The organism is Bradyrhizobium sp. USDA 10063, assembly GCF_054063735.1.
Genome location: NZ_JBSSGP010000002.1, coordinates 5,217,643 through 5,230,711, shown reverse-complemented (window position 1 = coordinate 5,230,711; position 13,069 = coordinate 5,217,643). Strand labels below are relative to the sequence as shown.

The following is a 13,069-nucleotide window of genomic DNA, read 5'->3' as shown; positions in this document are numbered from 1 at the left end:
TCAATCACGTTTCTTCCTCCCGCCCCGCGCAACCGCCGCATCAGGGCGCAACAGGTCGTGATTGAGCTCGCAGATCGCCTCGATCGCGTCTTTCAGCTTCTGGTAATTCTCCAGCCAGCGGCGCACCTCGGCAACGCGCTCACGGCGCACGCTGAACTGGCGCACCCGACCGCCCCCATAGCTTACCGTGAGGACATGCACCTGATGCCCTTCGCCGCGTGCGCACTTCGGGCAGCCGCTCTTGTGACGAACGGTGCGCTCCAGCAGCGAACCACGCAGTAGCTCGCCGGTTACCGGCAGCTTGCCGACAAGCTTCTCGCGCGTTTGAAGGGCTCGATCACGAATCATTCATAAGAATGAATCAATGTTGCCGCCTCAAGTCAACGCCAATCCGTCCGACCTTGCAGTTTTCGCTCCACTACGCGACTCTGGGCCCCCTCCAAGCCGAGCTATTTTTGCGCCGGAAAGTAGATCCTATGCAGGCGCGACGGACAGGAGGGTTGTGTTACCGCTTCGGTTTCTACCTTCCCACCAGGTGTGCATAGGAGAGACGCTGATGGAAGCCCGGACAGTGAACAACCTGCCGCCCGCCGCAACCCATGATGACGCCGTACGCTGTCTTCTTGCAATCGAATTAAGCAAGAAAAGTTGGATTGTTGCCGTCAACACACCCTTGTCGGACAAGGTCAGTCGCCACACGTTGAAGCCCTGCGATGGGAAGGAGCTGTTGGATCTGTGTGAGCGGATCCGGACGCGAGTTGCCAGAGAAACAAAGCAGCGCGTGGAAATCGTTTCTTGCTACGAAGCTGGCTACGACGGCTTCTGGCTCCACCGCCTGCTCGAAGCACACGGCATTCGCAACTACGTCATTGATCCGGCAAGTCTGCAGGTTGATCGTCGGGCGCGTCGCGCGAAGACTGACCACGTCGATGTCGAGCGATTACTCCGATCACTGATGGCGTATCTGCGGGGTGAGCCGAAGGTTTGGAGCGTTGTGCGCGTGCCAAGTGTCGCCGAAGAGGACGACCGTCGGCTCCATCGTGAGCGTGGTCGGTTGATTAACGAACGTATCCAACATGTCAACCGGATCAAGGGACTGCTCGCGATCCATGGTATCTATGAGTACCAACCCCTGCGCCGCGATCGGATGCAGCAGCTGGAACGGTTGCGCACCACTGATGCTCGGTCGTTGCCGCTGCGGCTCATGGCGGAAATCCTGCGCGAACTGCAGCGGTTGGAGCTTGTCATCGGAATGATCAAAACGATCGAGGCGGAGCGCGATGCCATTGCATCGGCCAAGACCGAGGCGGAGCATACGAGCGCAAAGAAGATCCAGGATCTGGCAATAATTAAGTGCATCGGGCCCGAATTTGCGAGCACACTTGTTGGCGAAGTGTTCTACCGCTCATTTGACAATCGCAAACAATTGGCGAGCTATGTCGGTCTGACGCCAGCGCATTTCCAGAGCGGCGCGATGTGCCGTGATCAAGGGATCAGCAAGGCTGGCAACGCCAAGGCTCGCACGGTCATGATTGAGCTCGCCTGGCTGTGGTTGCGTCATCAGCCTGACAGCCCCTTGAGTATCTGGTTCCGCGATCGAGTTGGCAAACTCAAGGGTCGCATCCGGCGGATTACGATCGTCGCCGTCGCACGCAAGCTGCTGATTGCGCTCTGGCGCTATCTCGAGACAGGTCTGGTGCCTGAAGGCGCCGCTCTGAAGCTGTGATGAGATTCACTGAAAGAGGACGAAAGGAACATTACCGATTCCAAGGCGGATGTGTGACCGGTAGCCTAGCCTGGCTGCAATACGCCGCAAAGTAGAATGGTCCCATCCTCCTTGGAGCCCTGTGCCCTCGCACTGTTGCATGAGGGACTTTGGTACGGGTCTCGTCCCGACCGGATATAAGTTGATGCGGCGAGCGCCGCATAGCAAAAGGGCTCCGGCCTTGGTCAATTAAACAAACGTCATCGGAATCAAAATGGGGGGAAGGAAAGGATCAACAGAAACGCCTAGTTACGTTTGCAGCGTAATAGCCGCGGACACCAATTGTAGCTCGGCGCGCTCAGCGCGGCCAAGCAAAGGGGCTTGCGGTGCAATCAATGCAGAACTGCGCTTGCATGAGCCAGCCCCTCTTGGAACGTAGGAAGAGAAGAAATGTTGATGGCGAAAAAGCTTCTTGACACGCCCAACCCTCATATAAGCTAGGGGGCCATAAGCGCGATCTTTCGGGAGGCGCGCTGTCCACTGTTCGCCAACAAATTGGAAGTCCGCGCGACTGAATATCAGAAAGGCCACCTGTTCATCTATCCCAATGATGCCGATGCCAGCATCTTCGTCCTGATGAACGGCCACTATCCGGAATTCAGGACCGCCGGCAGCATTGTCGCCTCTGATGCAAAGCAGGATCAGTGGTGGCGACCTGATGCTGATCCGGCGTGCTGGTAGGTGCCGCGAAAGGCGCTCTCGCCGGTCGACAATTTGAGCGTTGCATCGGCGAGGTGATGCCGTCGATGCATAGGTCTGACGGGCGGGCGGACGAGGCTATGGCCCGTAGAGCCGTGATGGGAAGCGAGCGGTCCAGTCCCGTCAGATACCATTCTTGGAGAGTGGCGCAGCGGTAGTGCAGGGCGCTGTTAATGCTCCGGTCGCAGGTTCGAATCCTGCCTCTTCTGCCAATTCGCCGTCTTAGCTCAAATGGTAGAGCACCCGCATTGAATTGGGTGATTGAGCTGTCGTCCCCGACAAGGGACAAGGTTGCTCGTGCCCATACGGCTGAACCGTCATTCGCCGCGGGGCTCATCTGGGCACCCGATACCGAAGGACTTGGTGGACTCGACGACACAGGCAGTCACATGGCTCCGCAAGCATGGGCTGATGTGTTCAGCCACGAGGTTGCGGCTGAGATACGCGAGCAGATGATAGCCCGGCCGAAGGAAAAGTCGCTCTACGACGCATAGATCTTGCGCTAGTTCCGGCGAAAACGGGCAACCGCCCTGCACTTGGTTGATCGAGATCAAAGACTTTCTACCTGTCCGCGTGCAATAGAGTGGCCATGAGCCACTTGGTCAAAAACGCCGAACGCTATGATCCTACGACGGTATGGCTGCATTGGATCACCGTCACTCTTGTCGTAGCCCTATGGGGGATCGGTCAGGCCGGGGACCTGTTTCCGCGTGGGGCGTTCCGCACCGGAGTGTGGTCCACGCATGTGCTGTTAGGCGTTCTCACCGCGTTCGTTCTTGTGACGCGGGTTGCTTGGCGAGCGCATTTTGGACGCGTGCTGCCGCCTACCGAAAGCGGCGCTCTCCAAATGATCGCAAAACTGACGCATCAGGCATTGTACGTCCTGCTTGGCCTCGTAGTCCTCACCGGCATCGTTAATGCATCGTATCGCGGCTTCGATGTGTTTGGACTGTGGTCAGTGCCGCAGTTCGGCAGCGGCGATGCGGCGACCCGTCATAGCATCAACGAGTGGCACGAACTCGTGGCCAATGCGCTAATGTTGGTTGCGGCAGTTCACGCCTTGGCGGCCTTCGGACATCATTACGTGTGGCGTGACCATCTGCTCGACCGTATGCGGCCGTAGCGATCCCAAGGCTCGGCTGGAGTGCGAATTGCCGGGGCAAATCAAAGCTCTTGAAAACGTCGCATGAGGCTAACTGATGGCGCGCTTTCACGAACACGCTAGGGCACGGTGACGCTGGTGGCCTCGTGCGGGAGTGCAGACAGTGAAGGAAGCCAAGGAGTTTGGGCAACAACCCCGCACCCCCGTGAGTAAGCAAAATGCCCGGTGAGATGATCATCCGTAGGCTGCGTGTCCATTCCAAATTTAACGAGGATGATGCAGCGGTCCTTTGCTCCGTGTCTAGTCACGTCAAAGAATTCTCGAAGAAAACGGTGTTCGTTCGCCAGGGTGAACGCGCGACCCACTGCTGTGTGATCTTGAGTGGTTTTGCTTATCGCGCCAAGGTGACGGAGAAGGGCAAACGACAGATCCTCTCGTTCCACCCTGTAGGGGATATGCCGGATCTGCAGGGTCTCTACCTCGATCGAATGGGCCATGATCTGGTGACGCTGTCGCGCGCTCGTGTAGGGTTCATCGAGCATCGCTCGGTTAAACAACTCATCGAAGCGCGGCCGTCGATCATGCAGGCTCTTTGGCGCGAAACGCTCGTGGACGCGGCGGTTTTCAGGGAGCGGATTGTAAGGCTAGGCACGGGAACGGCGGAAGGCCGCATGGCCCATCTCATCGCCGAGCTACGCCAGCGGTTGACCGCGATTGGGATTGAGGCCGACGACGAGTTCGAATTTCCAATCACCCAATCGAAGCTCGCAGAGGCGCTGGGGCTAAGCGCGGTTCATGTCAACCGGGTGCTTCGGTCTTTTCGCGCCCAGGGCGTCCTCGACATTCAAAAGAACATGGTGAAACTGCGGAACGTCGAGAAGCTCGTGGAGATCGGCGAGTTTAACGACGTCTACCTACACCAGCAATAAGCCGCTTTTGGAACGAGCGAAAAGTTTCGGCGTTTGTGCGAGATGGGTACCAAAATGAACGGCGCCGAAAGCGCCGCCGTCTGTTTTGGGGATGCCCAATTCAAGGCAGTGTACTCCAGTTGTGAACGCTCCTTGTCGACAGCGACGCCCCTAATGGTTGCTGTGGTATCGGAGATCCACCTCCGCGAAGAGGCGGATCGCTCGATTCGACCGCCAATTAATCTGTTCTGCTCTCATCAGCGGACTAAGTGGGTTCGCTTTTCCGAGATAAGGATTACTCCGCAACCCTGAGAGTCGACAGGGGTACAAAATTCCACTGCTGAGCAACTGAACCGTTGAACTGGTACAGCCAGGTCGGGTTGCCGTCACTTGTTCCGCGGTTCTTGTTATCGACGCACAGCTGTTCGTTGACGTCGTTGAGGATGAAGCCTGGGCTCTTGAGCAATTCCCATCGCTGCTTCGCGTCGGCAGGGTTGTAAACCTTAAGTGAGAGCAGAACTTCCGGAGCGACGCGATCGCCTTGTGGTCCGATAGCGAGCTTGCCAGCGCTTGAGTTCAGCGTAATGGCGCTGGTGTCATAGCTGACGTCCCAGAGAACGTAGCGATTGGGCGCGCCTTTTTTCCGGAGTACGACCGGAGAATCTAACTGCTGATCCTTCGCCCCGAGCACGAAGCTCGGATCTTGTTTGTATTCAATTATATAGATACCCATTTTGTGCCTCATCGAGTTGCTTAACGTGACCCTGCGAAGGCGGTGTCGCCTGGCGACGTGAATCAACTCAGGCACCCACGCCGTCACCGTGTGTCCCTGCAATCGACATGCCGCAAAATATGGCATGCAGCTCTTGCTTGAAGCGGAGCAAAACGGTCCGCGTCCACTGCGTCAGGCTGAATACTTGGGCCTCAGTGTTGGGTTTCGAACAGGCACGTCTTGAACCGGACGAGGCTAACTAAACACGACAACACGGGGCGTCGGCGGCTGCGTCTCATGCCGAACTCAAATACCTGTTCGAGGATGATGTCTCAATGCGACCCGCACGACTGAAGCAACGGAAGACCAGTTAGTTGCTCATAACCCTGCGCTGGAACATCGGCCGCAGTAGAAGCCACTCTAAAAGGCATAGTTTCCGCCGACTGAGCTCAGCGGTAGCAGCGCGGCTTCTGCAAGGTTCCAGGTGGCTGGTTCGAATCCTGCAGTCGGCTCCAATCACTGCGGGGTGAGAGCAGCCCGGTAGCTCCTGCGGTCTGTCGTTGGGCCTTCAAAACCGTTCAGGATGGTCCATCGATTCCACTGAGGAGAGGCAGCATGAACGACAAACCCGGGACCCTGTCGATCGACGAGGCCGAGTGGCGCGCGCTGTTCGTGGAGAACATCCAGCGGCTCGCGAACTTCGTGTCGCAGAACGTGGTGCTCACGGCCTGACGTGCCCTGCGGACAAGTTGATCGCGTTCGAAGCCCAGTCGAGTGACTTGGAGCTGTTTGCGCAGGCGTGCAGCTTCTTCGGCTAGCCGTTGTTCGAGTGTCTCAAATGGCATGACGCTGGCGCACAAGATCCACGACACGGCGTGCCAGCCGCCGTCAATCGCCGCGCGACCTGACGAGTGTTCGGGCCACGCGGACATCATGCGCCCGGAGGCGCGACATCGTCGAGATGGCTGACGTCCGATCCGACCCGGTCGCAGATCTGCCGCAACGGCGCCTTCAGCCCTTCCTCGAATGTAGGGCTTTTGCCATGATCCCCGCGGTATCCGATCCATCGTCTTCAGGGTGGCGCAACGAAGTCGTCCCGTTCTTCCCGCAGACGGTCCATCACGGCGGATTTGTCGATGGTCGGGAACACCGCCGTCATCCCGAAGATCGAAGACCGCCGGACCGCATGAGGGGCGTGAGCCGGCAGAAGCAACATTGCGCCCTCTGTAGGCGCGTTTGCTGTAGCTGTGGGGGGCACCCTGTTAGATTTGTTAGGAATGACGGGCTTCGCGCCTCGGTTGATAGGGCACCTGCGATGGTGACGATTACTGGATCTAGTAGGTTTGTTGTTCCCCGGCATGAGCTAGTGGTTAGAGCGGTTTTGACAAATACGCCTCGCGCACCAAGTGCGCGCCGGGACAGGAGAAACTCGATGCAGTTGACCGCGCTGCGCCGCACCTTTCTTGCGCTGATCCTGTTTGCCTGCGGGTTAATGGGGAGCGCGCGGGCCGACGATCCGCCGCCGCGCGCCCAGACCACGACGCCGGCCGGCCAGAAGGGTGGCGCCGGCCAAACGCCGAGTATGCCGTCGGCGCCCGAGCAGCATCGCCTGCCGCCGGACTCCAGCACCAGGCACACGCTTGAGCTCCCTGCGCGGACGCTTTCTTTCGTCGCGACCGCCGGCTCCATCCGCCTGTTCGACGACAAGGGCGAGCCACAGGCCGACATCGTCTATACCTCCTATCAGCTTGACGGCACCGATCGCGGCACGCGCCCGGTAACATTCTTCTTCAACGGCGGACCGGGCTCATCATCGGCCTGGCTGCAGCTCGGCAATGCCGGACCGTGGCGGCTGCCGATCAATGCTGACGAGGTCACGCCATCGACATTTCCGGAGGTGAGGCCAAACGCGGAAACTTGGCTCGATTTCACCGATCTGGTGTTTCTCGACCCCGTAGGCACCGGCTATAGCCGTTTCGTGGGGACCGGCGATGATGTGCGCAAGCGGCTCTATTCCGTTGAGGGCGACGTCAACGCGCTCGCGCTGGTGGTCCGCCGCTGGCTCGAAAAGCATGACCGGCTGTTGTCGCCGAAGTACATCGCGGGTGAAAGCTATGGCGGCATTCGCGGGCCAAAGGTTGTCCACCAATTGCAGATGCGGCAGGGCATAGGCGTCAAGGGCCTGATCATGGTCTCGCCACTGTTCGACTACAGCCAGTTTGCCCGCACGAGCCTGCTGCAATACGTCGCAAGGCTGCCAAGCTATGCCGCGACCCTGCGTCAAGCCGAGGGTCCGGTAAAGCGAGCCGATCTCGCCGAGGTGGAAGCTTATGCACGCGGCGAGTTTCTGGTTGATCTCATCAAAGGCCAGGCGGACAAGGTAGCGACCACGCGCCTGGCCGACAAGGGCCGCGGCGCTGACCGGCATCGACCAAGCGGTCAGTCGTAGGCTCGCGGGCCGCTTCGACCTCGCCGAGTTCCGCCGCGAGTTCGACCGTAAGAACGGCAAGTTAATCGGCAATTATGACGCCTCGGTGCGTGGCCTCGATCCGTATCCGGACTCCGATTTCCACCTTTCCGGCGATCCCTCGAGCGATACGCTGCTGGCGCCTCTGACCAGCGCCACTGTCGATCTCCTTACGCGCAAGCTTAACTGGCGGCCGGACGGCTCCTATGAGCTGCTCAACGGCACGGTCGCGCAGGCTTGGGATTTCGGCCGCGGGCCTGCGGAGTCGGTTTCGGAGCTGCGCCAGATCCTGGCAACGGACCGGAAGATGAAATTGCTGGTCGGGCACGGCCTGTTTGACCTCGTCACGCCTTATCTCGGATCACAGATCGTGCTCGATCAATTGCCGCCATTTGCCTCGGCACCGCGCGTCAAACTTGTAGTCTTTCCGGGCGGCCACATGTTCTATTCACGAGACGCCTCGCGCCAAGCTTTTCGTGCAGAGGTCGAAGCGGTGATGAAGTAACGCCGACGACCAACTTGGTCACAAGTGACCTGCCGCTGAGTATTTCCTCCAGAACGAGTTAGAGTCCGGCCCGAAGTGCAGCGAGACCGAAGTTTGGACCACCCGGAATTTGAGTTTTGCGCCTCTGATCACGCTGGCGGGCTGGTTGCGCCGACGTGGTTTTGCAGCAAAATCGGCGGTCGATTGCCGATCGATCCATGGGGCCGTTCTTCGTTGTACAACGAAGTTCGAGAACACCCACAGGATTGTTCGTCGGGAAGTTCTCTATCGGCTTCATCCCTGGTTCGGGCGCAACGTCTTTGTCCATGAGCTGGTGAACAAATCGGCGACCTGTTCGGCTTTTCGTTGCACCTTGGATGGCTCGGAGATCGAGCGGTGTCTGGAGATTCCCGCATGGATGTTCGATCGCCCGGGGTGCGCGGGTGATGGACACTTCGCGGTCGACCCGTTTGTCAGCCTGGAAGCGCTCAACGCTTTATCATCCCTGCTACACCAGGTGTTGAAGGCTGCTGGGCCATCATTGAATGCCCAACCTACTGGTGCATGTGGAAGCTCCCACGAACAGAATCGGGGAGAGGCGCATGACCGAGAATACGACGGCGCCGGCGATCGGGAAGCGGCACAAAAGGCGCGCTGCCGAGCAGATGGAAATGTTCGTAAGCGGGGCGGCCCTCGGGACGCCGAATTGGCTCGAGCTGCCCGACGAGACACGAGAGTTGCTGATCGACCTGATAAGGAGGTTGATTTTGGAGCATGTGCGGACGGCCACGTTACCAGTAAAGGTGGGGGGCGGCGATGAATGCTGACAAGATCGGCCCGCAACATCTGAGGCGGAAGGCGATCCTCTATGTGCGCCAATCCTCGGCGCACCAGGTGTTGCATAATCGCGAGAGCGGCGCTTTGCAGTACGCCATGCGGGATCGGCTGGTGACACTGGGCTTCGCGGAAATCGAGGTGATCGATGAAGATCTCGGCCGCTCTGCGGCCGGCAGCATGCAGCGCTCCGGTTTCGAACGCATGGTGGCCGAAGTTTGTCTCGGCAAGGTCGGGGCTGTCTGCGCGCGTGAAGTTTCGCGCTTTGCTCGCAACAGCCGCGACTGGCAACAACTGATCGAGATGTGCCGTGTCGTCGACACGGTGCTCGTCGACCAAGAGACGGTCTATGCGCCTCGACACGGTAATGACCGTCTCCTGCTCGGGCTCAAGGGAAGTCTCAACGAGTACGAGCTTGATCTTCTACGCCAGCGCTCGCTCTCCGCACGCTATGAGAAAGCCCGTCGCGGTGAGCTCGTCGTAGCCGCGCCAGTCGGCTTCGTGAAGGTTGGCGACCGCTATGAGAAGGATCCAGATCGACGCGTGCAAGCGGCAATCTCGCTGGTCTTCGACAAGATCGAACAACTCGGAAGCGCTCGACAGGCATTGCTCTGGTTCCAAGAGCAAAGCCTCGAACTTCCGACGAGGCAGATCACTGGCGACACGGTTTGGCGGCGACCGAGCTACGCCACTCTCCACAGGATGATCGAGAACCCAGTGTACGGCGGCGCATATGCGTATGGTAAAACGGCCGCGGCGATGGGATATGTGGAAAGGAGCGCAGGCGTGAAGATTCGCCGTAAGGCGCGCGCCGACTGGGTTTGCCTCAAGCCTGGCACTCACGAAGGCTATGTCAGCTGGGAGAGGTTCGAAGCGATCCGGACGATGGTCTCCAACAATATGCCGACGAGTCAGCATCACGGCGCCCCCAAGCATGGCGACGCCTTGCTCGCCGGCTTGATCCGTTGTCGCCGCTGCGGACGCAAGCTGACGCTCCGCTATAGCGGTGCACAGCATCACATACCGCGTTACAGCTGCTGGCGCGGCTGGATGGATGCTGCCGAACCACGCTGCATTGCATTTGGAGGCCTGCGCGTCGACGACGCGATAGAGAAGGCAATCCTCGGTGTTGTCGGCCCCGGTGCTGTCGCTGCTTCGATAGCTGCGGCCGAACAAGCCAACGAGCGACGGGATCAGGTGCGAGAGGCTCTCGGCCGTGATCTCGAAGCGGCGCGCTATGCCGCCGACCGTGGCTTCCGGCAGTATGACGCCGCTGATCCCGTCAACCGACTGGTCGCCAGCGAACTCGAGGCACGCTGGAACCAAGCGCTGACCCGCGTCGCCGAAGTGGAGAGCAAGATCTTCGCGCATGAGGCGGCTTCTCCGGCGCGGGCGTTCGACCCGGCTGCGTTCGCTCTTCTTGGCGCAAACTTGGAAACAGTCTGGTCAGCCCCGACAACGGACTCTCGCTTAAAGAAGCGCATCGTACGCACCCTGATTCACGAAGTGGTGGCGGATATCGACGATACAACGTCGGAGATCGTCATCGTTGTTCACTGGTCAGGCGGCGTTCACAGCGAGATCCGCTTACCCAAGCGCAGACGTGGTCAGCGTAGCAGCACCTCGGCTGACATCATCGAGGCCGTGCGCGAGTTGGCATTGATTGCCAGCGACGATCTGATCGCTGGCCTTCTCAATCGCAACGGACTCAAAACCGGCTACGGCAACCGTTGGACTCGCGAACGTGTCACGTCGTTGCGTTCGCACCATCGCATTCCGGTCTTCCAGGCCGCCGTGGATGGCGTTGAGCCGTGGCTCAATCTCTCTGACGCCGCGCGCATCCTCAACATAGCGGCCAAGACGCTGCGGCGAGCGGCCGAGGCCGGCGAGATCAAGGCGAGCCGCCCGCTGCCGGATGGCGTTTGGATATTTGCGCGGGCCGCGCTTGCGACCGATGCCGCCAAGTCGATCGTCGAGCGGGCGGGCAACAATGTGAGACGCCCCGCGGGACCAGCTCGCGGCCAGCAAAGTCTCTTTCCTTCAACAACATAGACAAATGGGTGTTCTGATGCGCGGTTGTAGTATCTGCGCCAAGTCTCCACCTTTTGCTGGGCGTCTGCAAGGCTGAGGAACCAATGGGTGTTGAGGCATTCGGCCCGGAAGCGGCCGTTGAAGGCCTCGATGAACGCGTTGTCGGTCGGCTTGCCGGGCCGTGAGAAGTCCAGCGTGACGCCGCGCTGGTAGGCCCACAGGTCAAGATCGCGCGATACGAACTCGCTGCCTTGATCGACCCGGATCGTCGCCGGGAATCCCACTTCCTTGCAGGCCCTTTCCAGTATCGCCACGACGTCGCTGCCGCGGAAGGTGAACCGTGGCTGCAGCGCCGGCGAGAAGCGGGAGAAGATATCGACGATCGTAAGCACGCGAAGCTTGTGTCCCGTCGCCAACTGGTCATGGACGAAGTCCATCGCCCAGGTCTCGTTCGACCGCGTGGCCGGCGTGCGGTCATCGCGCAGCTTGGCCTTGACCCGGCGCTTGGGCGTTTTGTTGCGTAATTGCAGGCCCAATTCGCGATAGATGCGCCGCGTCTTGTTTTGCCCATGACGCCAGCCCTCGCGGCGGAGCAGGACGTGAACACGACGGCAGCCGTAGCGAACGCGGACATGACAGATCTCCTTGATCTTCTGTTCGAGGGCAGCCTGGCCGGAGCGACGGGACTTGTAGTGATAGGTCGAGCGGTCGAACTCGAGAGCGTCACAGGCTCTGCGGATCGAGACCTGCCACTCGCCACAGACCTCGTCGACCAGCTTGCGCTTCCGGCCAGGCTTCATAGCTAATGGGATGGTCTGCCCCGCCGAACCCGCGCATACTGCGCGGCGAGTTTTCGACCGAGAAAAGGACCAGAAAATGCTGCGCAACAAGCCTCAGCCCGCCGCTGTCTTCGGCATCGATATCGGAAAGAATGTTTTCCATGTCGTAGCAACCGACGCAGGCGGTAGAGTCATTCAAAAAGTAAAGCTCCGCCGCGACACACTTTTGCAGTTCTTCGATGCCGCGCAGCGTATGGCCGTCGCGATGGAGGCTTGCCCAGGCTCCCAATGGCTGGCACGCAAGTTACATCAGCTCGGGCACGTGGTCCGAATGATTCCTGCGCAGTTCGTGAAGCCCTACGTCAAGTCCAACAAGAACGATATCATCGATGCGGAAGCGATCGCCGAGGCCGCCACCCGACCCGCGATGCACTTTGTTGAGATCAAATCGGAAGCCCAGGTCGATATCCAGGCGCTGCACCGCATCCGAGATCAGAAGGTTGCCCTGCGAACTCAGCTCGTCTGCCAAATGCGGGCGTTTTGCCTCGAATACGGGATCGCAATCCATCAGGGCATCGGCAAATTCAAAGCCGACTTCCCTCGCGTATTGACCGACGAGGGCAATGATCTGACGCCGATGATGAGGCGCACGCTTCGTCGGCTGTTCGAGGACTTCGGGCACGTCGAACACCGCATCGCCGAGATCACACGTGAAATCGAGGCTTTGGCGGCGAGTGATGAACGAGCGCGGCGGCTCATGACTGTTCCCGGGATAGGCCCACTGGTGGCGACGGCATTCGTCGCGAGCGCCGGCAATGCTAGTCAGTTCCGAAGGGCCAAAGACCTCGCCGCGTGGCTTGGGTTGGTCCCTCGCGAACACTCAACGGGTGGTAAGACGACCCTCCTTGGGATCAGCAAAAGAGGCAATCATTACCTCAGACGGCTGCTGATTCACGGCGCAAGGTCATGCGTCATGCATCTGAACCGTACTTCCGATCGCCTGGGTTCGTGGTTGACTGGCCTCGAAAAGCGCATGCATGCCAACAAAGTCACTGTGGCCCTGGCCGCAAAGATTGCGCGGGTGGCCTGGGTCATCCTCACGCGGCCCGGCTCGACCTACGAGCGGCGGCTTCCCGCATTCTCGTAGGGCCCGGGCAGCAGACTGCGAGGTTCGAGGTAGTGATGACGAGACAGTTGATCGGCGCCGCGTAAGCCCTTCGCCGAAAACGGGCCAGTGCCCGATTAGCTATCTGGGAACGCGGCGTGCTGATCTCATCATGGCCTGGCT

The 13,069-nt window shown here is 59.7% G+C and carries 10 protein-coding genes and 2 pseudogenes; 8 read left to right on the top strand and 4 right to left on the bottom strand.

Annotated elements, in window-relative coordinates; genetic code table 11:
• Window positions 1-348, bottom strand: a complete 348-nt coding sequence (locus ACVJGD_RS26795; RefSeq protein WP_456637080.1) for a DUF6788 family protein — start codon at window positions 346-348, stop codon at window positions 1-3.
• A 208-nt stretch (window positions 349-556) separates the two neighbouring features.
• On the opposite strand from ACVJGD_RS26795, the gene ACVJGD_RS26790 reads away from it, so the two are divergent.
• The 4 genes from ACVJGD_RS26790 to ACVJGD_RS26775 all read left to right on the top strand — a co-directional run bounded on the left by ACVJGD_RS26790 (window position 557) and on the right by ACVJGD_RS26775 (window position 4,495).
• A complete protein-coding gene (locus tag ACVJGD_RS26790; RefSeq protein WP_456637079.1) occupies window positions 557-1,726 on the top strand; it encodes an IS110 family RNA-guided transposase in 1,170 nt (389 codons plus the stop codon).
• 534 nt (window positions 1,727-2,260) lie between these two features.
• The gene (locus ACVJGD_RS26785) at window positions 2,261-2,446 is read left to right on the top strand and encodes a hypothetical protein (protein WP_456637078.1); all 186 of its coding nucleotides are present in this window, start codon (window positions 2,261-2,263) and stop codon (window positions 2,444-2,446) included.
• A 607-nt stretch (window positions 2,447-3,053) separates the two neighbouring features.
• On the top strand, window positions 3,054-3,587 hold the full coding sequence (locus ACVJGD_RS26780) for a cytochrome b (protein WP_456637077.1): 534 nt from the start codon (window positions 3,054-3,056) through the stop codon (window positions 3,585-3,587).
• Window positions 3,588-3,784: 197 nt separating this feature from the next.
• Window positions 3,785-4,495, top strand: a complete 711-nt coding sequence (locus ACVJGD_RS26775) for a Crp/Fnr family transcriptional regulator (RefSeq protein ID WP_456637076.1) — start codon at window positions 3,785-3,787, stop codon at window positions 4,493-4,495.
• 274 nt (window positions 4,496-4,769) lie between these two features.
• Here the strand turns inward: ACVJGD_RS26775 and ACVJGD_RS26770 are convergent, their stop codons facing one another.
• Both ACVJGD_RS26770 and ACVJGD_RS26765 read right to left on the bottom strand, forming a co-directional pair.
• Entirely contained in the window at window positions 4,770-5,207 is a 438-nt protein-coding gene (locus tag ACVJGD_RS26770; protein ID WP_456637075.1) for an RICIN domain-containing protein, read from the bottom strand.
• 1,051 nt (window positions 5,208-6,258) lie between these two features.
• Window positions 6,259-6,402, bottom strand: coding sequence for a hypothetical protein (locus ACVJGD_RS26765; protein ID WP_456637074.1), 144 nt, complete (start codon window positions 6,400-6,402; stop codon window positions 6,259-6,261).
• Between the two features lie 216 nt (window positions 6,403-6,618).
• Between ACVJGD_RS26765 and ACVJGD_RS26760 the strand changes: the two are divergent.
• The 3 genes and pseudogenes from ACVJGD_RS26760 (at window position 6,619) to ACVJGD_RS26750 (ending at window position 11,023) form a co-directional block, all read left to right on the top strand.
• Window positions 6,619-8,158 (top strand): annotated as a pseudogene (locus ACVJGD_RS26760) (S10 family peptidase).
• 581 nt (window positions 8,159-8,739) lie between these two features.
• Window positions 8,740-8,964: a hypothetical protein gene (locus ACVJGD_RS26755; protein WP_456637073.1), complete on the top strand. Its 225-nt coding sequence runs from the start codon at window positions 8,740-8,742 to the stop codon at window positions 8,962-8,964.
• Window positions 8,954-11,023, top strand: a complete 2,070-nt coding sequence (locus tag ACVJGD_RS26750; protein ID WP_456637072.1) for a recombinase family protein — start codon at window positions 8,954-8,956, stop codon at window positions 11,021-11,023. The genes ACVJGD_RS26755 and ACVJGD_RS26750 overlap by 11 nt, the downstream gene beginning before the upstream one ends.
• Window positions 11,024-11,031: 8 nt before the next feature.
• Here ACVJGD_RS26750 and ACVJGD_RS26745 read toward each other — a convergent pair.
• Window positions 11,032-11,805 (bottom strand): annotated as a pseudogene (locus tag ACVJGD_RS26745) (IS3 family transposase); the annotation flags it as partial.
• A 73-nt stretch (window positions 11,806-11,878) separates the two neighbouring features.
• Here ACVJGD_RS26745 and ACVJGD_RS26740 point away from each other — a divergent pair.
• Window positions 11,879-12,928, top strand: coding sequence for an IS110 family RNA-guided transposase (locus tag ACVJGD_RS26740; RefSeq protein ID WP_456637071.1), 1,050 nt, complete (start codon window positions 11,879-11,881; stop codon window positions 12,926-12,928).
• Window positions 12,929-13,069 lie beyond the last annotated feature (141 nt).